Annotated in this window: 18 protein-coding genes and 6 pseudogenes; 10 read left to right on the plus strand and 14 right to left on the minus strand. The window is 44.2% G+C overall.

Annotated elements, in window-relative coordinates; all coding sequences use genetic code 11:
• Positions 1-108: 108 nt before the first annotated feature.
• The 7 genes and pseudogenes from PKHYL_RS08040 to cysG form a co-directional block, all read right to left on the minus strand.
• Complete coding sequence (locus tag PKHYL_RS08040) at positions 109-522, minus strand: SbcC/MukB-like Walker B domain-containing protein (protein WP_240366422.1); 414 nt, start codon at positions 520-522, stop codon at positions 109-111.
• A 90-nt stretch (positions 523-612) separates the two neighbouring features.
• Positions 613-1,476: a hypothetical protein gene (locus tag PKHYL_RS08045; RefSeq protein WP_240366423.1), complete on the minus strand. Its 864-nt coding sequence runs from the start codon at positions 1,474-1,476 to the stop codon at positions 613-615.
• The gene (locus PKHYL_RS08050; protein WP_240366424.1) at positions 1,463-1,729 is read right to left on the minus strand and encodes a hypothetical protein; all 267 of its coding nucleotides are present in this window, start codon (positions 1,727-1,729) and stop codon (positions 1,463-1,465) included. The genes PKHYL_RS08045 and PKHYL_RS08050 overlap by 14 nt, the downstream gene beginning before the upstream one ends.
• Entirely contained in the window at positions 1,713-3,668 is a 1,956-nt protein-coding gene (locus PKHYL_RS08055) for a hypothetical protein (protein WP_240366425.1), read from the minus strand. Before PKHYL_RS08055 ends, PKHYL_RS08050 begins: the two co-directional genes overlap by 17 nt.
• Positions 3,640-3,984, minus strand: coding sequence for an AAA family ATPase (locus PKHYL_RS08060; protein WP_240366426.1), 345 nt, complete (start codon positions 3,982-3,984; stop codon positions 3,640-3,642). The genes PKHYL_RS08055 and PKHYL_RS08060 overlap by 29 nt, the downstream gene beginning before the upstream one ends.
• Positions 3,985-4,048: 64 nt before the next feature.
• Positions 4,049-5,664 (minus strand): annotated as a pseudogene (locus PKHYL_RS18750) (exonuclease SbcCD subunit D C-terminal domain-containing protein).
• A gap of 152 nt (positions 5,665-5,816) precedes the next feature.
• Positions 5,817-7,436: pseudogene (gene cysG, locus PKHYL_RS18755) on the minus strand (siroheme synthase CysG).
• A gap of 310 nt (positions 7,437-7,746) precedes the next feature.
• On the opposite strand from cysG, the gene PKHYL_RS08095 reads away from it, so the two are divergent.
• Complete coding sequence (locus PKHYL_RS08095) at positions 7,747-7,926, plus strand: SDR family NAD(P)-dependent oxidoreductase (RefSeq protein WP_240366432.1); 180 nt, start codon at positions 7,747-7,749, stop codon at positions 7,924-7,926.
• Between the two features lie 45 nt (positions 7,927-7,971).
• Here PKHYL_RS08095 and PKHYL_RS08100 read toward each other — a convergent pair whose 3' ends face one another.
• The 4 genes and pseudogenes from PKHYL_RS08100 to PKHYL_RS18760 all read right to left on the minus strand — a co-directional run bounded on the left by PKHYL_RS08100 (position 7,972) and on the right by PKHYL_RS18760 (position 10,809).
• Entirely contained in the window at positions 7,972-8,610 is a 639-nt protein-coding gene (locus PKHYL_RS08100) for a phosphoadenosine phosphosulfate reductase domain-containing protein (RefSeq protein ID WP_058025150.1), read from the minus strand.
• Between the two features lie 38 nt (positions 8,611-8,648).
• Complete coding sequence (locus tag PKHYL_RS08105; RefSeq protein WP_240366433.1) at positions 8,649-9,239, minus strand: DUF934 domain-containing protein; 591 nt, start codon at positions 9,237-9,239, stop codon at positions 8,649-8,651.
• Positions 9,232-10,442 (minus strand): annotated as a pseudogene (locus PKHYL_RS08110) (nitrite/sulfite reductase). Before PKHYL_RS08110 ends, PKHYL_RS08105 begins: the two are co-directional and overlap by 8 nt.
• Positions 10,423-10,809, minus strand: coding sequence for a nitrite/sulfite reductase (locus PKHYL_RS18760; protein WP_442966139.1), 387 nt, complete (start codon positions 10,807-10,809; stop codon positions 10,423-10,425). The pseudogene PKHYL_RS08110 and the gene PKHYL_RS18760 overlap by 20 nt, the downstream one beginning before the upstream one ends.
• A gap of 462 nt (positions 10,810-11,271) precedes the next feature.
• Here PKHYL_RS18760 and sat point away from each other — a divergent pair, with 462 nt between their 5' ends.
• Positions 11,272-12,534, plus strand: a complete 1,263-nt coding sequence (gene sat / locus PKHYL_RS08115; RefSeq protein WP_071001581.1) for a sulfate adenylyltransferase — start codon at positions 11,272-11,274, stop codon at positions 12,532-12,534.
• A 205-nt stretch (positions 12,535-12,739) separates the two neighbouring features.
• Here sat and PKHYL_RS08120 read toward each other — a convergent pair whose 3' ends face one another.
• Positions 12,740-13,156 (minus strand): hypothetical protein, encoded by a 417-nt coding sequence (locus tag PKHYL_RS08120; RefSeq protein WP_240366434.1) that lies wholly within the window; start codon positions 13,154-13,156, stop codon positions 12,740-12,742.
• 393 nt (positions 13,157-13,549) lie between these two features.
• On the opposite strand from PKHYL_RS08120, the pseudogene PKHYL_RS08125 reads away from it, so the two are divergent.
• The 5 genes and pseudogenes from PKHYL_RS08125 to PKHYL_RS08145 all read left to right on the plus strand — a co-directional run.
• A pseudogene (locus PKHYL_RS08125) lies at positions 13,550-14,649 on the plus strand (sulfate ABC transporter substrate-binding protein).
• Positions 14,650-14,907: 258 nt separating this feature from the next.
• Positions 14,908-15,999, plus strand: coding sequence for a sulfate ABC transporter substrate-binding protein (locus PKHYL_RS08130; protein WP_093071053.1), 1,092 nt, complete (start codon positions 14,908-14,910; stop codon positions 15,997-15,999).
• Positions 16,000-16,325: 326 nt separating this feature from the next.
• The gene (gene cysT / locus PKHYL_RS08135; protein ID WP_332835968.1) at positions 16,326-17,111 is read left to right on the plus strand and encodes a sulfate ABC transporter permease subunit CysT; all 786 of its coding nucleotides are present in this window, start codon (positions 16,326-16,328) and stop codon (positions 17,109-17,111) included.
• A gap of 1 nt (position 17,112) precedes the next feature.
• Positions 17,113-18,047 (plus strand): annotated as a pseudogene (gene cysW / locus PKHYL_RS08140) (sulfate ABC transporter permease subunit CysW).
• 97 nt (positions 18,048-18,144) lie between these two features.
• Positions 18,145-18,864 (plus strand): annotated as a pseudogene (locus PKHYL_RS08145) (sulfate/molybdate ABC transporter ATP-binding protein); the annotation flags it as partial.
• Between the two features lie 251 nt (positions 18,865-19,115).
• Here the strand turns inward: PKHYL_RS08145 and PKHYL_RS08150 are convergent.
• Positions 19,116-19,322: an ArsR/SmtB family transcription factor gene (locus tag PKHYL_RS08150; RefSeq protein ID WP_442966140.1), complete on the minus strand. Its 207-nt coding sequence runs from the start codon at positions 19,320-19,322 to the stop codon at positions 19,116-19,118.
• Between the two features lie 306 nt (positions 19,323-19,628).
• Between PKHYL_RS08150 and PKHYL_RS08155 the strand changes: the two genes are divergently transcribed.
• From PKHYL_RS08155 to bfr (PKHYL_RS08165), 3 genes are all read left to right on the plus strand, one after another.
• The gene (locus tag PKHYL_RS08155; protein WP_058025142.1) at positions 19,629-19,820 is read left to right on the plus strand and encodes a (2Fe-2S)-binding protein; all 192 of its coding nucleotides are present in this window, start codon (positions 19,629-19,631) and stop codon (positions 19,818-19,820) included.
• A gap of 373 nt (positions 19,821-20,193) precedes the next feature.
• Positions 20,194-20,682, plus strand: coding sequence for a bacterioferritin (gene bfr / locus PKHYL_RS08160; protein WP_093071032.1), 489 nt, complete (start codon positions 20,194-20,196; stop codon positions 20,680-20,682).
• A gap of 60 nt (positions 20,683-20,742) precedes the next feature.
• Positions 20,743-21,225, plus strand: a complete 483-nt coding sequence (bfr, locus tag PKHYL_RS08165) for a bacterioferritin (RefSeq protein WP_071001574.1) — start codon at positions 20,743-20,745, stop codon at positions 21,223-21,225.
• Positions 21,226-21,381: 156 nt separating this feature from the next.
• On the opposite strand, the gene PKHYL_RS08170 is transcribed toward bfr (PKHYL_RS08165), so the two are convergent.
• On the minus strand, positions 21,382-22,755 hold the full coding sequence (locus PKHYL_RS08170) for an MFS transporter (protein WP_240366435.1): 1,374 nt from the start codon (positions 22,753-22,755) through the stop codon (positions 21,382-21,384).
• Between the last annotated feature and the right edge of the window lie 170 nt (positions 22,756-22,925).

The raw sequence follows: 22,925 nt of genomic DNA on the forward strand, positions 1-22,925 counted from the left end.
TCTGTAAGTTCAAAAAACCACCGTTCTTAATGTTTGGTGGTTTTTATTGTCTAAACAAAATCGTTTAATCGAAAGTAGAGTAGAAAGTAGCAAACTGAATAGCTTAAATTACGAGGCTTTTTCACTGACAACTTTGTGACATCCTTGACCACTAATTCGGCTAAAGCCGCCTGAGAGCTTTTCGACCTTAATTTGGGTTAAGATACGATCTTTTAGCGCCTGTACATGGGATATCACCCCGATTAATTTTCCTTCTTGTTGCAAGTTGGTCAGCGTATCTAGCGCAATATCCAAAGACTCTTCATCCAAGGTACCAAAACCTTCATCCAAAAATAGCGAGTCCACGCGGATATTTTGGCTCGCCATTTGTGACAAGCCTAATGCGAGCGCCAGACTGATGATAAAGCCTTCACCGCCTGAGAGATTTTTGGTACTACGAATCTCGCCACCTTGATAATTGTCAATGACGTTGAGCTCAAGCGGGCTATTGTCATCACGAGCCAGCAGGTAGCGATCACTCATTTTTGCAGCTGAGTGTTGGCATGATTAACCATCAGATCAAAGGTAAGTCCTTGAGCAAAGGTACGATACTTTTGCCATCAGACGAGCCAATCAATTTATGTAGCTGTTGCCACACTTGTAACTTCTCTTTTGGGCATTGATGGCATCAATCTGTGCCTGTTGCGTGCTTTTCTTATCCTCATTGTCTCGTAACTGCTGACTGATTGCACCAATTGACTCAATGCAGCTATTAAACTTCTCTTGGACTTGCGCTTGCTGCTGGATAAGCGTTTCTTTATCGTCTGTTGTCAGCGGATTAGCTTGCTTATCTTCTAATGCTTTCTCGGTTTCTTTCAATAAGGATTGCGCTTGCTTGTGTGCATAATCAATACGTTCTTGCTGCTGTTTGAGTGCATTACGCTCATCCATAGGCAAGCGCGCCGCCAAAAATTCTGCTTCCGTATCAAAGCTGGAGGAGGCAAGTGCCGTTTGGAACTGGTTTTCTAGAACCTGCACGGTATCAGCTGCTGCTTTGATTTGCTGGGTGATCTGCTCTCGTTGGTCTTTTAGCTGCTTGAGCGTGTATTCAGCACTGTCTAGTTGTCTTTGGGCAACGGACTGATCGGTTTTCGCTTGTTCTAATGCCTCGCGCAAACGCTGCTCTTCTGCATCGGGATCTTTGTCGGCGAAGACATTGACTCTGTGTGTTTGTAGCTGCTCAAGCGCCTTTATTTTTTCAATCACGAGTTGAACCAGACTATCAAGCTCCTGTTGGTCTTTATCCAACTGGGTTTGTTTGGTATCGATCTGTATTTCTAGACCGCCTAGTTCTGTCGCTAGCTTTTGCTGATGCTCTTTATAATTATTAAGCTCATTTTTTATGGTTATAAGCGCTGCGTGCTGCTGACGCAATGTCGTGATATGCGTATGATAATCCGCCTCGTTTAGGATAACTTGGCTATCAATACTTTCCATCAGGGGGATGTAAAGTTGGCTTCGAGGCGCGTATCTGCGCGATTGCGTTTGACTGAAACGTGCCAGCCGCGTATCTTTCTAAGAGCTGAATGATGTCATTTTTAAGGGTGGTTAATTCAGAGAAATTATCGTGAATGTGTTTATCTGTATTATTTATACTCACGGATGTTATTTTGATATTCGTCTCAATCCCATTAATATCGCTTGCCAGCTTATGCTGCTGTTGTGCTAATGCGCTAATGTCCTCGCGCATGGTAGCGAGCTTCTCCGCCAAGCCTCTGATAATTGGACAGCGTGCCTTTAAGTGATGCTTTACGTTCGGTCAATTGATGTTGAGTGCTCTTTAACACCGGTATTATATCTACATGTGTCTCAAATTGCTGCAATGGTTGTATCATTGCCGCGATAAAAGGTGAGTAGTTTTCCTTCAGGACTAAACTCACTGACTGCTTGATATCAGCTGCCAGTTTTTGTGCTTGATCTTGTAGTAGGTTTTTCTGATTTTGCTGTCGCTCAAGCTGCTGCTGTTTGGTTGCTTGACTGATACGATGTACAGATAAGCTGTTTTCCAAATCGGATATGGTGGTGTCCAGCTCTATCATTTGTTGCTGAATCTGATCTGCTTCGGTATCTGATATCAAATGCGGGTGGTTTGCGCCATAAGGATGCTCAAGCGATCCGCACAGCGGGCAAGGATGACCGTCTTTTAGATCAGCAATGTGGCTTTCTAGAGTGGCTACTTTTTGTAGTAGATATAACTGTGTTTGTTTGTCTTGCCGCTTGTCTTTAGTGGATTGGATAGTGGATGATTTATTAGTAATGATATCAGCCAGCACTACCAGATCGTCTTGTATTACTGGTAGCTCAGTGTCTATATCTTTGATCTGTGCGCGAAGCTCATTGAGCTTATCTGCTTTTGACTCTATTTGTTCAAGCTGACGATCGAGGCCATCTATCTGTTCTTGTTCGCTGTGTATCTCAGGTAGAGACTGTCTTTCAATTAATTCGGCTTGCTTTTGTTGTAATTCCTCGATCTGAGCTTGCAGAGCTTTTTCTTTAGCCGCTTGATCCTTTTGTAGTGGATACAAGGTTCTAAGATGGCTTTGATACTGGTCTGTATTGTGTTTTTGGTTGGCCTTGTTGATATTTAAATCAGCATTGTCTTGGAGTAGTGCTTTTAAACTGGTGCAATAACTCTTAAAATTAGCAATATCGCCGTCGATGTCATTTAAGTCATTTGCACCATTAAGATTGCGCGCTATATCTGCTAATTGGGATTTATTTTGTACTGCTTGTTGTTGATGGTGATCAATCTCTAGGCGTAAGCGCTGAGTATGGTCCGATAAAGTATTCTCCCTTTGCTGCGCTTCTTTTAATCCCTGCGTTTGCTGCGTAATGTCGATATCTAGCCTACGCGCTTCTCTAATATTAGGTAAGGTGGATCGCAGCGCCTCATCAGCGGCTTGTACGCGAGTTTTTACGGTATCTAGCAGCACGTTCGCTTGGTGTAAGTTATTCTGTGTTTGCGGCAGCGTATCGTTAATTCCTTGCTGTTCATTTTGTAAACGTTTTAGATTATTGCGGTCAGAGGCAAGCTTTCCGTATTGACTATCAATCTCCAACGCCTTATTGGCAGCGGTTAAGCGGGTAGCGTCATGGATAAAGTCTTGCTGAGCTTGCTGAGCCTGCGCTAGATCATTTTGATAAGTGTTCAGTTTTTCTTTTGATTCTGTGACGCTATCTAGCCACTTTATCTTTTCGACCAAATCTTGAATTTCTCGCTGCTGCGTACTCTGGGTGCTTTGATATGACTGCAAATCGGCTCTTAATTGACCTTCTTCTTCGGTATCTAAAAGTGCCAAGCCATCTAAACCATATTGCAGTTTACTCAATATCTCTTCTTCAGTGCGCTTCTTATTATGAACATGTGTTGAAATGGTGGCATAAATATCAGTGCCTGTAATTTTTTCTAAAATATCGGCACGCTCGTCAGCTTTTGCCTTCAAAAAAGCTGAAAAACTGCCCTGAGCCAGCAATATAGAGCGAGTGAACTGCTGAAAGTCCATCCGAGTCAGTTCAATTATTTTATTTTTGGTATGTTTTAGCGTGCTCTCTAACAGCTCATCTTTTTTTGATGAGTCATCAACGTTTATCTTAGCAATTTCATGAGGTGGCGTCTTGCAGATTGCCATCTGCCTTATTATAAGCACGGCGCTGTCCCCAACGGCAGCGGTACTGCTCACCATTTAAATCAATCACGACTTCAGCGAAGCATTCCGCTGTTTGCCGCGTCATTACTTCATTGCTGCTTTTGCTGATACTGTTGATCCTTGGTGTTTCACCATATAGCGCCAGACAAATCGCATCTAAGATGGTGGTCTTGCCAGCGCCTGTTTGCCCAGTAATGGCAAAGATGCCTTCATTCAAAAAAGCAGGATCACTAAAGTCAATGTGCCATTCGCCTTTTAGGGAGTTGAGATTTTTTAGTCGCAGTTCAATCAGTCGCATGAGCAGGTCTTATTTTTAGATAGGTCTATAGAGTGGTTATCAAAGTAGTTGACATGAGCGGCTGTTATTCCGCCTGAGTGTCTTCATGACGCAAGTTATATATGATTTGCTGATAGGCTTCTCGCAGGGCGTTTTTTTGTTCATCTGCGACCTTGTTCAGAAGCAGACAGCGCTCAAACACCTCTTCCCTCATCCAAGTCTTGTAGTGTCTCAGAGGTTTGCTGCTGGTTTAGCACTTTATTATAAGTGCGGGTATTTTTTATTTTTAGTACCTCACACCGCAAGCCATCTACCATCGCCTGGATATGCTCACGTAACTCGCTGACCAGCTCGTCACCTGTGTAAATCACTTCGAGCCAAACAGACTCCGTGTCATCTAAAGACTGAGCAGTACTATCAATTTTCTGTTGGATAGACTGTAGATCACCTGAGACTTGTGCCAGTTTTTGAAACGTGGGAATAGGTAAGGAAGCGATCTGCATCTGACATGATTTGTCAAAATGTAGTCGCTGCGGTGGAGAGGTCATTTTGAGTCAACATCATTTGAATTGAGGTCATCAACCTTGCTTTCTTGCTTTACATGGTGTTCGTCTACATTGCTTTTGTCGCGGCCCTCATTGTTTACTGAATCATCAAAGCCAAACAAATCATCCATAAAACCACTCGTCTGATTGGCTACTTTTTTAGCCGCTTTTTCTACCGATGTTTCAATTGTAGCAACTGTACGGGTGATCTGAGGCGCATTGCTTGCAATGGTACGAGCAGCGGTATTGTTTGACATTGGTTTTTTATCACTAAACTCGTTTTTTACTGCGCCAAACTGTATGAGCAACACTTGTTTTTGCTGGCGCGCCTCACCAAAACCCATGGCAATCGGCGAGCCTGAATAGCGAATGGTCTCACGGCCGCCGACCCGCTGCGGGACATGCAAATGCCCAAGGGCGACATAGTCAAAACCCTCATCAAACATATCAGCGGAGATTTTGCCAAGTGAGCCAACATAGAGATCGCGCACGCCGTCATCATCGGTTGTTTTGCCACCAGCGGCGAATAGATGACCTGTGGCAATGATAGGGATATGCCGTTGATGAGCTTTTATTAATTTGGCCTGCTGTTCTCTAGCAATCGCTGCTACTTCATCATAGTGGGCGCGAATACCTTTGATAACATTGGCGTCTTTGCTATCCGCAGACTCGCCAGCGCTACTGCTACGTACATCACGGTCGCGCAGGTAGGGTACAGCGGCGATAATGCAATGAGGATTGTTATCATCATCACCTAAGACCAATACCTCATCTTCTAAATCATCACAAGCAGTCCCAATCACATGGACATTCAAAAATTTGAGCACATTGCTTGGCGCATCCAAAAATGTCGGTGAGTCATGATTGCCTGCGACGATGATGATATGCTGGCAACAGGAGCGTGAGACTCGCCCCAAAAACTCATAATACAGAGCCTGCGCTCGGTTGCTCGGTGTCATGGTGTCAAAATGTCACCGGCGACAATCAGTACATCGACGTGTTGCTCGCTAATGGTGGTTTCAAGCCAGCCCAAAAACGCTGCAAACTCATCATAACGCATACGGCCATAGAGCCTGCGCCCCAAGTGCCAATCGGACGTGTGCAATATTTTTAAAGGTCTAACAGAGATATATTTAGAAGCAATAGATAGGGGCATAGTTTGGCTTATCATTAAACGTCAGAACATTAATTAGGTAGCTTCCATTCTAGCAAGAATCGTTGAGGTTTTCTCTGTTGCAAAAGAAAACCCTACCAATAGATAATTGACAGGGTCGCTTTGCGGTACAGGTAATAATAAAACACAGAGGATTAATCGATGATGAGGTGCTCTAGATCGTCCCCTGAATTTGTCGCAAGATTTGCAATCATCGATAGCGCATGAGCTTGTTGATCTATGGACTGTTTGACTGCTTCACCTCTTGAGCCTTCACGTAACCAGTTTTTAGCTATATCATCGCTGCTTTGGTTGTGCTGCTGATTTTGTAAATTGTACCAAGCCAAATCATGATGCAAGCTGACCACGTCGCCCATAATAAGCAGGGCAGGCGTCGGCAGCTGAGCGGTTTCTTGCTGACTGACGATGCTGGCAAGCGTACCTGTTAGGACTTGCTGATTGGGCATACTGGCATTAGAGACAATGGCAATTGGCGTATCAGCGCTACGACCAGCGTCAACCAAGCCTTCAGTCAAGCGCGCCAGCGAATGCAGACCATATAAAAGACCACCGTCTCATCGGTGTTCAAGAAGTTTTTAAAGTTGTTGTTGGGCGTGCCTGCCTTCAAGAATCCTGTCACAAAACGTACGGACTGTGAGTGGTCACGGTGAGTTAAGGGTATGCCAGCATAGCTAGCAGCGGCATTGGCAGCGGTGATCCCTGGTACGACCTGATACGGCACACCATGAGCGCGCAGGCTTTCAATTTCTTCACCGCCACGACCAAAGATAAATGGATCGCCACCTTTTAATCGAACCACACGCCGACCTTCTTTGGCGCTATTGACCAATAACTCATTGATGCCAAGCTGCGCGACAGTATGGTTACTGCGTTTTTTACCGACAAACACTTTGTCTGCATCACGGCGGCAAAGATCCAGCACTTGTGGAGATACCAATGCGTCATAGTAGACAATATCTGCTTGCTGCATCAAACGCAGCGCTTTAAATGTCAAAAGCTCTGGGTCACCAGGGCCTGCGCCAACGATATAGACTTCGCCTACGGGGGTGATTTTTTTCTGACTCGTCTGATAGCGTAGGCGTTGTATTTTCCGCAGCATGGGCTTTATCATGAATAGCAGCGGCAGTACTATCTAAATCCGCTTGCAACTGAGCAGCCGCTTCGGTTTCATTACCAGCAAACATCAACTGGCTGACTTGACCCTCAAACGCACGCTCCCAAAATTGGCGGCGTCCCGTCAGCGTTGGTATTTTGGACTTTACCTCGCTGCGAAAATCTCCTGCCAGCTTGGCCAATTTACCATAGCCTTGCGGGATTAAGGTCTCAAGGCGTGCCCGTAATAGCCGTGCCAATACAGGCGCTTTACCATTTGATGAAATGCCGATGACAATAGGGTTACGATCAATAATGGCTGGAAAGATAAAATCGCACAATGGCGGCGTATCGACCACATTGACCGGGATATTTAGCTCAGTCGCATCTGCGTAAATCTCATGGTTAAGCGCTTCATCGTCAGTCGCGGCAATGATCACGCGAGCGCCTGACATATAGGATTTGTGATAGTTTTTTCAATCAACTCGTGCTTATTGTCGCTCAGTAACTCTCGTATTTCGTGGCTGATATCAGGCGCAAGAATCGTAATGCACGCGCCAGCACGGCTGAGCAAGTCCGCTTTACGCAGTGCCACTTCGCCGCCGCCCACGATGAGCACTTTACGGCCTTCTAATTTAAAAAAATAGCGGGAAGGTGTTCATAGTGTCACCATATATTGGATTATTTATTATAAAAGTAGAAAAGATATAAGGAATGCCGCCATTATGAGGTATCACAGACACACTCTCACCTAATGAATTGGCATTAGTATATTCATTTTTGAAATATTAATTGATATTTTTCTGGCTAATAGGAATAGATTAAATGACTTTCTTAAATCAATAAATTATCTAATACTCGCTAACATATCCCAAAATTAGGGTGTGCTAGCATGTCTTAAGATCATTAATCGTATATCAATAATTCACAATATTTAAAAAGAGTAAGCATACTATGAAACTATAAGACAGAGTGGCGATTATATTTGGTGGCACTTCAGGGTTGGGCGCGGCGACGGCAAAGGCGTTTGCTAATGAAGGTGCTAAAGTCGTCGTCACAGGACGCGATGAGGTGGCGGCGCTATTATTTAGGTCGCAAATAGCTTTAGTAGTTGCAAATATGATCGTCAATCATAAAAAAGCCCTCTCTTAAATTAAAGAAAGGGCTTTTTTCATTCAGAAAAACACTAAAATAAAATTACAGCTGCGTGTGCAGACCGCACTCACGGCTTTCTTCTACCTTAGTTGGATCAAAGTAGTCATGCTCGTTTGGCAAGTTGTGCTCATCTAAGTACACGTCCAAATCAGCATCGGTTTTTTCAAACAATGGCGCTACTTTCAATACACCGTCTTTTGATAAGCTAAGTACATCAAGCCCTTGACGGAACTCGGTTTGGTCTTTACGAATCGCGTTAAACCATACGTCAGGCTTTAGCTCAGCAAGGGCGCGGCGGAATGGCTCAAGTTTCACTTGTTCAGTAAACTCGCCATGTTGCGGGTTATCAATGCCTGGGATACCATTCATGGTTGAATCACGGTGTGCAGCGGTTTGTTTTGGGATATAAGTCACGACGTTGAGATCAAGATCACGAATCAATTTGTTGGCAAATTGATAGGTCGCATCGGTGTTATAGCCTGAATCTACCCACAATACCGTGATGTCAGGGCGCTGCTTGGCAACCAAATGCAAGATCGCTGACTCATAAGGACGGAAGTTGGTGGTGATGATTGGGTTTTTGGCTTGCGTCAATGCCCACTCAACGATTTGCTCAGGTGATTTACCTTGCAAATCTTGGTTTGCTTGGTCGATATCTAGGTTTGGGTGTAATTGGCTCATAATACATTCCTTAATAATTGTTAATATAAAAATCGAGTTTAGGTTTTTGAGAACATCGGTAATGCTGAAGCGTCTCGACCATCATAGCTACTGGCTAGGGCAGTGAAGGCTTGGCTAATATCAGATTTAGCATCATGCTCATTGAGTACAAAGCTAGTAGCACCAGCGCGCAGCAAATAAGCGATTTGATCACGACCAAACGCGCCTGCCATGCGAATATCACCTTCATAACCGAGCTGACGCAGAGTCTGTGCAAAACTAAAACCGCGACCATCCACAAAACTTGGGACATGAATGACGATCAAGTCTTGCGTCAATAAAAAGTCTTTTACATCAGACAGATCATCAGCATCGGTGTTGGATGTGATCCACACACCCAATCGGCTGCTGTGCTGCTTGAGGATATCAAATACTTGCGCGAGCAAACCGTTTGCCAGTTTTCCATCAGCATTTAATAAATCTGCTAATGGGACAAGTACATCAACTTTTTCTTGTTTGTGTAACAGCTCAAGTAAGGTCAGGTTTGATAACGCGATACCGTCAGGCAGCTGCGCTGTCGCTAGTGCTTGCCAAGTATCTTCGCCACTGATGTCTGCGCCATGGCTATCGAGCACATGATGATTAGCCATAGACCTTCTCCTTAAAGGGGGCGATACCAACGCGGTCAATCACGTCACCAAAACCCTCAACATCTTGTTCGTTAGTGCCGCGTATATCGAGATACACATCTAAAATGGTTTGTAAGGTGCTGGCCACATCATCCGCTGGCACCGCTTTTCCTAAGATTTTGCCCAATTTGGCGTCATTACTAGAGTTACCGCCAAGGCTAATCTGATACCAGTGCTCGCCTTTTTGTCCACACCCAAGATACCGATATCACCTGTGTGATGGTGGGCGCAGGCATTCATGCAGCCTGACATGTTTAGGCGAATATCACCAAGATCATACAAGTAATCTAAATCATCAAACTGCTTTTCGATTTGCTCAGCGATATTGTGCGTAGTCGCATTGGCCAGTGAGCAATAATCCCAACCTGGGCAGACAATCATGTCGGTTAGGGTGTTGATATTGGCACGTGCTAAATGCAAATCTGACAACTGCTGCCACAATTCATAAAGCTCATTGGTTTGCACATCAGCGAATACCAGATTTTGCTGATACGTACCGCGCAACTCACCAAAGCTATAACGATCAGACAAATCGGCAAGCGCATCCATTTGCGCATCGCTCAAGTCACCTGATGGCACATAACGACCGTCCACCAGTCCGGCTTTTAAAGAGATTACGACCGCACGGTAACCGTCCACCTTATGTGCCACAGTATTCTGGTTATACCAATTGGCAAAGTCTTTATCAGCGTTTAGTTGTTGTTGTAACTCAGACTGTACTGCGAGCGCATCAAATGATTGATAATCAGGCATGCTAAAGTAGCTGGCAGCGGTGTCAAAATTGTCATCCGTCAAGGTCAGCGGACCGTCTTTGGTGTGCGCCTCCCACTCAGCTTCTACCAGTTTGGCAAACTGATCGCCGCCTAAGCTGTCGACCAAAATCTTGATACGGGCTTTGTATTTATTGTCACGACGACCATGCAAATTATAGACGCGCAAAATCGCATCAAGATAACTGAGCAAATGCTCGCGCGGTAAGAACTTGCGAATTGTTTTACCAATAATAGGCGTACGTCCTAAGCCACCACCAACGATCACTTCAAAGCCAAGCTCGCCTGCGTCATTGGTAACGACGTGCAGACCCACATCATGTACTTGCGTTGCCGCACGATCCGCTTCGGTACCGATGACTGCAATTTTAAATTTACGTGGTAAAAAAAGCAAACTCAGGGTGGAAGGTTGACCACTGACGAATGATTTCGCAATAAGGACGTGGATCAGCGATTTCTTCCTTATGGATACCAGCGTAAGGATCGGTTGTGGTATTACGAATACAGTTGCCTGAGGTTTGGATGGCATGCATCTGTACCGTTGCCAATTCTGCCAAAATGTCTGGCACTTCTTCTAGTTTTGGCCAGTTCAGCTGAATATTGGTACGAGTCGTGAAATGCCCGTAGCCTTTGTCGTATTTGCGGGTAATCTCAGCCAATTTGCGTAGCTGATAGCTGGCAAGCAAGCCGTAAGGAATGGCAATACGGAGCATCGGTGCATAACGCTGGATATACAAGCCGTTTTGCAATCGCAGTGGCAAAACTGCTCTTCTGGCAGCTCACCTGCCAAAAATCGTGCGGTTTGGTCGCGAAATTGGGCAACTCGTTCGTCTACTAACGTCTGGTCAGCGTAATTATATTGATACATGACGTAATCTCAGTTTTGTTTTTGGTCTTAAAAGCAGCGATGGCAGCAATCTAATATCTGTGCTCGTAGGTGATAGACTTTACCACAAATCGCAATTTAAACAATTCAGGGTCACATCATATAAGCTTCTATCTATAAACATAAATTCCTTTCAGACATATCCATATCCAAACACAGCATAAATTTTCATAACGAAAGTTAGGTAGCCTATGCTTATCAAATTTAACGCCTGATCACTAGTACGCTACTTCTTATCTATCGACGGCTTTCTTCTCAGTTTTGTATATTTAATCACTTTCGTATTTTTGCTCATCTCTTCCAACCATTCTTTCTAATAAGAGGTTTTAATAACGATATGTCTCAGACCCAGATTCAGACCCAAAGCCAAACTCAATCAAAGTTGGTTCCACCACATGGCAGTGCCGAGCTAAAGCCACTGTTGTTAGAAGGCGAAGCACGCAAGCAAGCCCTAGAGCTTGCCAGCACCTTACCAACCATTACCTTAAGCTCACGCGAGCGTGGTGATCTGATCATGTTCGGTATTGGCGGCTTTACACCATTAAATGGCTTTATGAATAAAGCTGATTGGCAAGGTGTGGTTGACAACATGCGCTTGCAAAGTGGGGATAATAAAGGTTTGTTTTGGCCCATTCCGATCACCTTGTCTGCACCAAAAGCGACGGCGGATAGTTTGAGTCAAGGCGACAAAGTGGCATTGGTCGCACAAGATGGTGAAGTTATGGGCATCTTAACAGTAGAAGAGACCTATACCATTGATAAAGAACACGAGTGTCAGCAAGTATTTACCACCACAGATCCAGAGCATCCAGGCGTCCAGCAAGTGTTGGATCAAGATGAGGTCAATATTGCAGGTAGCGTAGAAGTACTGAGCGAGGGCGAGTTCCCAACGCGTTATCCTGGTATCTATAAAACGCCCGCGCAAACGCGTCAAATCTTTGAAGAGAAAAACTGGAAGACTGTGGCGGCTTTCCAAACGCGTAACCCGATGCACCGCTCACATGAATATCTGGCCAAAATCGCAATTGAGATCTGCGATGGCGTGATGATTCATTCATTGCTCGGCGCACTAAAACCAGGTGATATTCCAGCAGAAGTGCGTCAAGAAGCCATCAAAACCTTGATTGATAATTACTTCAAACAAGACACAGTCATTCAAGCGGGTTATCCATTAGATATGCGCTATGCTGGTCCACGTGAAGCCTTATTACATGCGTTATTCCGCCAAAACTATGGCTGTAGTCATCTGATCGTTGGTCGCGATCATGCTGGTGTGGGCGATTACTATGGCGCGTTTGATGCACAAACCATTTTTGAACAGGTTGGCAAAGACGATCTCATCACCCAGCCGCTAAAAATTGGCTGGACCTTTTGGTGTAATGCGTGTCAAGCGATGGCCTCTGATAAAACTTGCCCGCACGATGCAAGCGAGCACGTCAAAGTCTCAGGCACTAAACTGCGTAAAGCGCTATCAGAAGATCTGGAGGTACCCGACAACTTTAGCCGTCCAGAAGTGCTAGAGATTTTGCGTAATTACTATGCCGGTATTGCTAAAGAAGAACGCGCTGAGGTTAAGCTGACTGGCGCTTCTGCAGTTTAAGATAGTTTTAAAATCTTCAAGCATAAAAAAGGTGTCAGACTTATGGTCTGGCACCTTTTGTTTTTGTCATTTTTAGCATCTCTCACCGCAGTTAGCGTGAGCTATCAAATCGCTAAATCTTCTGTCAGTTTTTGATATTCTCCCGCAAGTGAGGCACCGCCTGAGCAAAAGTAATTCAGCGCATATTTATTTGGGCTATCAATCGTCAGCATATTGTCTTTAAATTGAAAAAGACGGTGCTGTCATTTGCCTGTGCCTGAAAAATTGTACCGTGTGCCGCGTCTTGCCCCATTAATGTCGCCTTACCATCAAACTGACAAGTCTGTTTTTTGATATCGCTACGCGAGCGAACTTTTATATCGATTTGTTGGTCACTCTCTGCACGCACCATGACGCCAACCCAGTCATAGCCTTGTGCGCGTTTGTCATAATCCGCAGAAGCATAATCACCAGAAATATAGTCTTTCATAACATCCACTGGAATTGAATAAACCGCTACAGCATTGTTCGCAGAACTCTTCACCGCGGGCGTCACATTATGACAACCTGTTACGGCAGCTAGGGTAGTGGCTATCAATGTTAATGCTGCAATAGAATGTAAGCGATGGGACGAAAGAGTCATAAAAAGGCCTTTGGTTAAATAAGACGGTAAAATGGATATAGCATTGGCGCATGGGCCCTACCATATAGAATGAGGGTACAGCCTAGCTAAATTATAGCCTATTTAATAAGCCTGCCTGCAATGATTTACCTCACGTTTCCCATAATTTCCTAAAAGCACATGCTAAGTGCTTATGCCAACATCAAGACTTGATAAGCGGATTCGTCACTAAGCGTTTGCTATTTATGCTGCTAGCATAGCTTTCATCATCCGAAAACCGAAATCAACAGAGTAAAAGTCAAAAGAACCAAGCTCAAATGATTGTAAGCCCTATGATGATGGTCAAAATTTTGACAACACGCTTCTACCACCTTTATCGAGAGCATCATGCAAAAAAAATTCCAAAAATTCCGCATGGCTAGCATCCAGCCAACCAATAATAAACACATAAAAGCGCGGGTACTTACCACTAGCGGCATGCTCGCAGCAGCGATCATGATGACAGGTTGTAGTCCAACCGAAGAGGCGCAAAACGAGGCAGAAAACAACGCTAATGGTGAGACGCAGGATGTCAATCTACTCAATGTCTCCTATGATGTATCTCGCGACTTTTATAAAGAATATAACGCGCTATTTAGCACTGACTATCAAAAAGCCCATCCAAACAGCAAAGTAAATATCAATCAGTCGCATGGCGGTTCAAGCAAGCAGGCGCTCTCTGTTGCCAATGGTTTGCAAGCAGATGTGGTCACCTTTAACCAAGAAAGTGATATGAATCTGTTGGTGGAAAAGGTTTAGTCGCTTCTGATTGGCAGCAGGCACTACCCAATAATGCTGTGCCGTACACCAGCACTATGGTGCTACTGGTTCGTGCAGGTAATCCAAAAAACATTCAGGATTGGTCAGATTTAGCCCGTAACGATATCGATGTGGTCACGCCCAATCCCAAGACCAGTGGTACAGCGCGTTATGCCTTTTTGGGTGCTTATGGCTATGGCTTGCACCAATTCAAAGAAAACAGTAGCGACAACCCTGTTAAAACCAATGACTTTATCAAAAAGCTGTTGGCAAACGTGGTCACTTATGACAATGGCGCACGTGCTGCGACGACCAGTTTTACCCAGCGCGGTCTAGGTGATGTACTCATCACCACCGAAAATGAGGCGAATTTGGCCGCTCAGCAATTTGCCATGGGTCAGGTCGATATTGTCTATCCCAGTTACACGATTACGATTGCCAACCCAGTAGCAGTCGTCACGGCAGTGACTGATAAAGCGGGCAAGACCGAAGCGGCAAGTGCCTATCTAAAAGGATTGTGGGACAAGCCTGCACAAGAGCTGATGGCAAAAATGTATATGCGTCCGAGTGATGAGCAAATACTTGCCGCCCACAAGGACACATTACCTGATATTGAAACGTTTGAGCCTGTCGCCGTCTTTGGCCCATGGGCAGAGATTATGGATACTTTCTTTGTAGACGGTGGTCGTTTCGATCAGCTGGCAAGTACTAAGTAGTCGTTAATTTCTGGCTTGTAGAATGATCTGTCTTGGCCGTTATCAGTGAAACACGGACAAGATAGATAAGACGTATCCAATGTTAAAATCAGAAAACAGTTGGTTATGCGTATATAATTTTCATAAATTATTGATATGATTGGCTTTGCCTGCTTGTTATTCCCTTTTGGCAATAACATACGCATATTCATCATTAAACATAATAAGATGGCGCTGTTAGCATACTTGCATTACACAACAGACATCTTTGAGGTATTTATGACAGACGTAGCTCGTTATCAACAAAAGAGTAAAACCCTTAGTGCCTTGAGCATTGCTGGCGTTGCTCTGACATTGGGTCTAGCTGGCTGTAGCAACAGTGAGACTACTGAGGCGGCAGCTGACGGTTCAGCGACGACAGAAGGGCAGAATATTGAGCTACTCAATGTCTCATACGATGTGGCACGTGACTTCTATAAAGACTACAACCCTTTGTTTGTTGAGCACTATAAAGCTGAGCATCCAGACAGCAAGATTCTAATCAAGCAGTCACATGGCGGCTCAAGTAAGCAAGCATTGTCTGTCGCAAATGGTCTACAAGCCGATGTTGCCACCATGAACCAAGGCTCTGATATCGAGCTACTTGAGAAAAAAGGCTTGGTTGAGTCAGATTGGGAAAGCAAATTCCCTGATAACGCAGTGCCGTTTACCAGTACGATCGTATTTTTGGTACGTAAAGACAATCCAGAAAATATCAAAGACTGGGAAGATTTGACCAAAGACGGTGTTGAGATTGTCATGGCCAATCCAAAGGTCACAGGTAACGGTCGTTATGCATTCTTAGGCGCTTACGGTTATGGTCTACATGCTTTTAATCAAGATGAAACAAAAGCTCAAGGCTACGTCAAAGACATGCTAAAAAATGTCAAAGTCTATGAAAACGGCGGACGTGCCGCGACAACGACTTTCGTACAGCGCGGTATCGGTGATGTATTGGTCACTTTTGAAAACGAGGCCAACCTTGCAGCGACTGATTTTGGTGCGGGTCAAGTAGATATCGTTTATCCAAAATACTCAATCAAATCAGAAAGCCCTGTGGCAGTTGTGAAGACGGTAACAGACAAAAAAGGTACCACAGACGCGGCCAAAGCGTATCTTGATTACTTGTGGAGTGAGCCTGCTCAGCAACTAGCAGCCGATTTATACTTACGTCCTAGCGTTAAGAGCGTTCTTGACAAAAACAGTGACAAATTGCCACCTGTTGAAACTTTCCGCCCGAACGATGCCTTTGGCACATGGGATGAGATCATGAGCACCTACTTCAGTGATGGCGGTGTGTTTGATCAGTTGGCTGTTAATGCGCCGCAGTAATCGCCTGCTACGTATATAAGAACTGCTAGTGCGCTAACCACTAAAACTGGTTGAAGCAGTTAATCGTACAGTCAGTCATTAAGCACCCCATAAAGGACATGGTCGTATGCACTATGTCCTTTATATTGTAAGCTCGACCAATAATAATTTTAATAACAGTTGTGATAATAATGGTCTTACGGTGAGCACCCTCGCTAAGTACCATCAGTTAGGCAATAGGACATCACTATGAGTGCAACATCTTCTTCTGCCAGCAAACCCACCAACAAAAAGGGTGGTTGACACGCTTGCGTCAGCGCAATGTGCTACCTGGGTTTGGTCTGAGCATGGGCATCACTGTCTTTAGTTTGTCATTACTAGTGGTGCTACCGTTTGCCATGATGGCCTATACCACAACTCAGATGGGTTGGACGGGTTTTTGGGAAACCATCACCCAGCCGCAAGTCACTGCTGCAATTAAGCTCAGCTTATGGATGTCATTTTTGGCGATGCTGACCAATATGGTCTTTGGTACACTGGTTGCGTGGGTACTTGTCCGCTATGAGTTTTGGGGTAAGTCGTTAATTAATGCCTTGGTTGATTTGCCATTTGCACTACCAACCGCCGTTACAGGTATCTCGCTTGCGACGCTATACGCGCCTAATGGCTTGATTGGTCAATGGTTTGCCAAGTTCGATATTCAGGTCGCCTTTACGCCGATAGGTATTTGGCTAGCATTGGTTGTGGTGAGCTTTCCCTTTATCGTCCGTGCAGTACAACCAGTACTCGCAGAGCTATCGGTTGAGTTTGAAGAAGCCGCAGCCGTATTGGGTGCCAATCGCTTAACCACTTTTCGTAAAGTGATTTTGCCAGAACTACTGCCTGCACTACTAATGGGTGCAGGTATGATGTTTGCCCGTGCTACTGGCGAGTATGGCTCCGTTATTTTTATCGCGGGTAATATTCCGATGCAGTCTGAGATTTTGCCGCTCATCATTATCAGTAAACTTGAGCAGTTCGATGTTCAAGGCGCTTCTGCGGTTGCACTGTTTATGCTACTCATCTCATTTGTGATTTTATTGACCATCAATATCATGCAGTGGAAACTGTCACGCCGCGTAGGAGCTCGCTAATATGCAAATATCTAATAGCTACGACTACCAAAGCAACGCTGCGACCAAAGACACGCCATGGATACGCCGTACCTTTATTGTGATCGCTGTGCTGTTTATGGTCTTAATGCTGGTGGTGCCATTATTGGCTGTGTTTTATGAGGCTTTTAAAAACGGCTGGCAGTTATATCTTGCGTCATTGGTTGACCCTGAGGCATTACAAGCGATCAAACTGACATTGATCACAGCGGCGATTGTTTTACCGATCAACATGGTCATGGGTATTGCGATTGCATGGTTGGTCACACGCTATCAGTTTAAAGGTAAGCAGCTGGTCACCACCTTACTTGATTTACCATTTTCCGTATCACCTGTCGTTGCCGGTTTGATGTTTGTGCTGCTATTCGGAATGAACTCTACGATTGGTGGCTGGCTTGAAAGTATGGGTTTTCAAGTCATCTATGCGGTGCCTGGTATTATTCTGGCGACGCTATTTATCTTCCGTTTGTGGCACGTGAGCTGATACCATTGATGCAGACCCAAGGCGACTCTGAAGAGCAAGCCGCATTAACCTTGGGTGCGACTGGCTGGCAGACTTTTTGGCATGTGACATTGCCTAATATTAAATGGGCGCTGCTGTATGGTTTGATTTTGACCAATGCACGTGCGATGGGCGAGTTTGGTGCGGTCAGTGTGGTATCTGGTCACATTCGCGGTGAGACCAATACCATGCCGCTATTGGTTGAGATTGCCTATAATGATTATAACTTTACCGCTGCATTTGCCTTATCGAGCTTACTTGCCGCACTTGCCTTAGTGACGCTACTGATTCAGCAAGTCATGACCAAAGTACAAGAGCGAAAATTTGCTAAGTCTGAACGTTTGGCGGCTGCCCCTGAGCTACCAGTGAGTGCCAATGCGACGACGTCAACGGCTGAGAGTGCTAGTAAGCTATAAGTTGTTTGGGTAAGTATTCAGGATTGTTCAATCATATTGACACAGTCGTTAAGACATCAGTCTCAATACGACAAAAGATATTATAAGAGATACCATTATGAGCATTGAGATTCGCAACGTTAATAAAAAATTTGGTGACTTTACGGCTTTAGACAATATCAATATTACTGTGCCAACTGGCAAGCTGACGACCTTGCTAGGTCCATCAGGCTGCGGTAAGACCACATTGCTACGTATCATTGCGGGTCTGGAATATGCCGACTCTGGACAGGTACTGTTTGATGAGATGGATGTCACCAATACGCCAGTACAGAAGCGTCATATTGGCTTTATGTTTCAGCATTATGCGTTGTTCCGTCATAAGAACATCGCAGATAACGTTGCCTTTGGATTGACGTTACTACCAAAGAATGAACGTCCTAGCAAAGCGGATATCGATAAGCGCGTGGCAGAGCTGTTAGATCTGGTACAGCTCCCACAAGTTGCCAATGCGTATCCGCACCAACTGTCAGGCGGTCAGCGTCAGCGTATTGCGCTAGCACGGGCACTTGCGGTCAAGCCAAAGCTACTATTGCTGGATGAGCCATTTGGTGCGTTAGATGCCAAAGTACGTAAAGAGCTGCGCACTTGGCTAAAGAATATCCACCACGAGCTTGGTATCACAAGTATCATGGTGACCCATGATCAAGAAGAAGCCCGCGCCGTCTCTGACGAGATCGTCGTCATGAATCAAGGTAGAGTAGAGCAAGTAGGAACGTCAGAGGAGCTGATACACCAGCCAGCCAATGCCTTTATCAGCGACTTCTTAGATTTGGCTTAGCGGCTCAGCTTTTATCTCATTGTCATTCATAACTGATGAGCCAAAAAAAATCCTACTTAGGTAGGATTTTTTTGGCTTGTTGAATCATACAGAATGCAATTAACTACACTTGTCTATCTATAACATTTAAGCAAGTCTCGATTCATCTTTATCTGAATCACTTGGAGAGTTGATCATAAGTGATATTCAAGATGTCTTGACACCATTCTGGTAAGTCATCAGCGACTTCATACCACATCCATGTACCGTCACGTACACAGCTTAAGATACCCAGTTTTTTCCAAATGGTTCAAATGACGCGATATCGTTGGTTGCGGTTGATCAAGCATGTCTACCAAATCACCCACGCAACGTGCTTCTTTTTTAAAAAGAATTTGAAATATTTTTAGGCGTGTTTGATCAGATAGGACTTTGAACAAATCGATAGGTCGTATCGTAAAATTATTATCAGACATAGGAAAATTCCAATGGACTTCGTTTATAGGGGTTCAATATAATAGCAGTTATCTAGAAAATCGATTAAAAAATAAGCAAAATTACAGTTCGTCGTTAATTTACTACCTTCTATAATATTCGGTTACATGGACGCTTATAGCCACTTACATAGGTGAATGGTGCGAAATACAACTGTACCATCACGACCAAAAAAGTTCCGAATGTTATTGAAAATGATAACAATTATCGTTATTATACTGCATGTAATCAGCGTGATGCTAAGCAAGTAGTCGCTATCAAATAGTGGTAATCAGAGGAGCCAATCCATGTACGTATGTATCTGTAATAACGTCAAAGAAAAGCAAATCCAAGCAGCCATTGCTTCTGGTGTAGATACCCTTGATGGTCTAAAAGACACTCTCGACGTTGCAACTTGCTGTGGATGCTGTGAGCCTATGGTCAATGATTACTTAGACGAACATCACGCAGCACTCGATGTCTTAGCGTATGCAGTATAACTACTTTTAGCTTAGTCGATCTTATCTCTAATCCAACCAAATATATTCAATATATTGCATCTATTCTTTTATTATACATAAGGAGTAAATAGCAGGCGTCCATATAACCTCATAGATATGCCAACATCGCTGCTATCAATATGTATCAAGTATCGTAACTGACAACTGTAGCTAATTACAATTCTCAATTAGCATCTTATTCTTAGTTCACAACATTACATGCCAGGTGACGACTGTATGCTACTATATCTGTCAAAGATTGTAAGACGTTTTATTGATTTGACCCTTTACTGATCAGTTTACGTATTTAGGTATCTTTATATATAAAAATATGAATATATAGATCGGCAAAAACATATAGAGAGTGTGCATTATGAAAGGCAGTCAAAAAGTTATTGATTATTTAAATTTCTTGTTAGGCGGCGAGCTGGCGGCACGTGACCAGTATTTTATTCACTCAGAGATGTATGCTGAATGGCATTATGGCAAATTGTACGATCGTATCCATCATGAAATGGAAGACGAAACACTACACGCACAAGCAATTATTCGTCGCATTCTCATGCTGAGTGGTACACCTAACATGACGATCGATCAGGTCAATATCGGCAGCACGGTTCCTGAGATGCTACAGATTGATCTTGATTTAGAATATAAAGTACAAAAACATCTAAAAGAAGGCATTGCGCTTTGTGAAGCAGAGCACGACTATGTCACACGTGAGATGCTTGTTGAGCAGCTAAAAGATACGGAAGAAGACCATGCGCATTGGCTTGAACAACAGTTACGCTTAATTGACATGATTGGTCTGCCTAATTATCTACAGACCCAGATGGCTGAAGTCACTCCTAATCTTGTTTGATATCATCATAGATACGAATAAAAACTATAGTATTTAATATAAATAAGAAAGGGAGAGATTATGAAAGGGGATAAAGAGGTCATTCGTGCATTAAACAAGGTACTTGGTCAATCATTAATTGCGATTAACCAGTATTTCTTGCACGCACGTATCGTCCGTCATTGGGGCTTAGAAGCGCTTAACGACTCACTTTATAAGCAGTCTATCGCTGAGATGAAATGGTCAGATGATTTGATTGCGCGTATCTTGCTGTTAGGTGGTTTACCTAACTTACAGGAATTGGGTAAGGTATTGGTCGGCGAGGATGTGCCAGAAGTGATTGATTGCAACTTGCGTTTAGAAAAACAAAAATTCAGTATCATTACGGATGCGATTACCCTATGCGAGACAAAGTCTGACTATGTGTCTCGTCACCTACTGGTTACGATAAAAGATGGTAATGAAGAATACCAGGATTGGCTAGAGACGCAAGAAGATTTGATAGAAAGTATGGGTGCAGAACGCTATATTCAATCACAAATCAGTGATGATGACGAGCCATAAGTAATTTGTCTTAATTAGCATTCGTCTCAATCAGCAATGAAACAAACTTGCCAGCGTGTGATTGGTTTTTAACCAAAATACACGCTGGCTTTTTACGTTTAGAAACCACTAAAGGCTTATATGCGGCAATCAGCTTTTAAGTATTTACCGAGGTAGTTAGTACAAACCACGCCCATCTTCTGGTTTTAACCGTAAAAAGCCCAATCCTGAGAGAATAGTAAAGCCGCCCAGTATCCAATAAGTGACCTGAAAAGCAAGTAAGGTATCTACTTGAAACCGATCACGTAACAAGTTGAGCAGTGCGGCACCAAAGGCAATACCCAATCCGATTGCCATTTGCTGATTGACGGCCATTAAGCTGTTGCCACTACTGGTCTGTGCCCCTTGTAGATCGCCGATAGTGATGGTATTCATGGCACTGAACTGGATTGAGTTACAAACACCAATCACAATCAGCACCGGAATCATCCATGGCCACTGCGCCGCATCTGAGAACTGTCCTAGTACAATAATCAGTAAACCCAAAATAAGGGTGTTGTATACCAATACCACGCGATAGCTGTAACGCTGGATAATTTTGCTGACAAAGGGTTTTATCCCAAGTGCACCAACTGCAATGGGTGCTAATAACCAGCCTGCCTGCGAAGGCGTGTATTCAAAAACGACTTGTAATAGTAATGGTAATAAAAAAGGCACGGCACTGATGCCAATACGCGTGGATAGATTGCCAGTAATACCAATACGAAAAGTGGGCACATTAAAGAGTGTCAAAGAAAATAGCGGCGCAACATGGCGTTTGGCATGCCATACATAGGCCAGTAAAAAACCAATCGATGCGGCAGCTAGCAATAGCGCATTGTAACCGTGACCCACTTTTGAACCCATCTCAACTGCCAAGGTTAAGGCGCACGCACCCAATGCAAACAGCCCAAAACCGACCCAGTCTAAAGACTGCTTATCCCCAAACAGCGCAGGTATGAGTTTTTTGCCAATGACAAACCCCACCACACCCATCGGAATATTGATCAAAAATATCCAGTGCCAACTGGCATATTGGACCAAATACCCGCCAAGCAAGGGTCCAACCAGCGGCGCGACCAAGGCAGGAATCACTGCAAAATTCATTACCGTCAATAACTGATTACGTGGGTAGGACTTTACTAAAATCAAACGCCCAACTGGGGTCATCATAGCGCCGCCAATACCTTGTATCACCCGTGATGCGACCAAAAATTTAAAGTAGAGGCCATCGCGCACAGCAGTGAGCCGATGCAAAATATCACAATAGCAGAGAAAAACGCGGCGCGTACCGTATTTGTCTGCCAAAAACCCACTAATTGGAATAAAAATTGCCAAGGTCAATGCATAGCTGATAACGGCCCACTGCATTTTTAACGGTGACTCATCTAATGCCAAGGCCATCTGCGGCAGTGCGGTGTTCAGGATAGTGGCATCCAGAATTTGCATGAATAGCGCCACTGCTAACACATAGGGTAGGTATTTATTTTGAGCTGGGGTGAGCGTCAGCATGTCAATCCCATTGGATATCTTATTATAAAATCGTGAGGTTCGCGTCTTTACGAACAGATTGCGCGATATAAGTTGAGTAGTATAAGAAAGCTTAGAGGGTAATTAAAGTGCCTCAAGGTAACGAAGCATTATGGCGGGCTTGGGTCATTGAGTGGTATGTCATTAATCAC

The organism is Psychrobacter sp. KH172YL61, from assembly GCF_007182895.1.
GTDB lineage: Bacteria > Pseudomonadota > Gammaproteobacteria > Pseudomonadales > Moraxellaceae > Psychrobacter > Psychrobacter pacificensis.

Bases quoted from the DNA above. Each gene is read 5' to 3' on its own strand.
- PKHYL_RS08040 (WP_240366422.1), bottom strand. From the start codon at position 522: ATGAGTGATCGCTACCTGCTGGCTCGTGATGACAATAGCCCGCTTGAG.
- PKHYL_RS08045 (WP_240366423.1), bottom strand. From the start codon at position 1,476: ATGGAAAGTATTGATAGCCAAGTTATCCTAAACGAGGCGGATTATCAT.
- PKHYL_RS08050 (WP_240366424.1), bottom strand. From the start codon at position 1,729: ATGCGCGAGGACATTAGCGCATTAGCACAACAGCAGCATAAGCTGGCA.
- PKHYL_RS08055 (WP_240366425.1), bottom strand. From the start codon at position 3,668: ATGGCAATCTGCAAGACGCCACCTCATGAAATTGCTAAGATAAACGTT.
- PKHYL_RS08060 (WP_240366426.1), bottom strand. From the start codon at position 3,984: ATGCGACTGATTGAACTGCGACTAAAAAATCTCAACTCCCTAAAAGGC.
- PKHYL_RS08100 (WP_058025150.1), bottom strand. From the start codon at position 8,610: ATGAGCCAATTACACCCAAACCTAGATATCGACCAAGCAAACCAAGAT.
- PKHYL_RS08105 (WP_240366433.1), bottom strand. From the start codon at position 9,239: ATGGCTAATCATCATGTGCTCGATAGCCATGGCGCAGACATCAGTGGC.
- sat (WP_071001581.1), top strand. From the start codon at position 11,272: ATGTCTCAGACCCAGATTCAGACCCAAAGCCAAACTCAATCAAAGTTG.
- PKHYL_RS08120 (WP_240366434.1), bottom strand. From the start codon at position 13,156: ATGACTCTTTCGTCCCATCGCTTACATTCTATTGCAGCATTAACATTG.
- PKHYL_RS08130 (WP_093071053.1), top strand. From the start codon at position 14,908: ATGACAGACGTAGCTCGTTATCAACAAAAGAGTAAAACCCTTAGTGCC.
- cysT (WP_332835968.1), top strand. From the start codon at position 16,326: ATGGGCATCACTGTCTTTAGTTTGTCATTACTAGTGGTGCTACCGTTT.
- PKHYL_RS08150 (WP_442966140.1), bottom strand. From the start codon at position 19,322: ATGTCTGATAATAATTTTACGATACGACCTATCGATTTGTTCAAAGTC.
- PKHYL_RS08155 (WP_058025142.1), top strand. From the start codon at position 19,629: ATGTACGTATGTATCTGTAATAACGTCAAAGAAAAGCAAATCCAAGCA.
- bfr (WP_093071032.1), top strand. From the start codon at position 20,194: ATGAAAGGCAGTCAAAAAGTTATTGATTATTTAAATTTCTTGTTAGGC.
- bfr (WP_071001574.1), top strand. From the start codon at position 20,743: ATGAAAGGGGATAAAGAGGTCATTCGTGCATTAAACAAGGTACTTGGT.
- PKHYL_RS08170 (WP_240366435.1), bottom strand. From the start codon at position 22,755: ATGCTGACGCTCACCCCAGCTCAAAATAAATACCTACCCTATGTGTTA.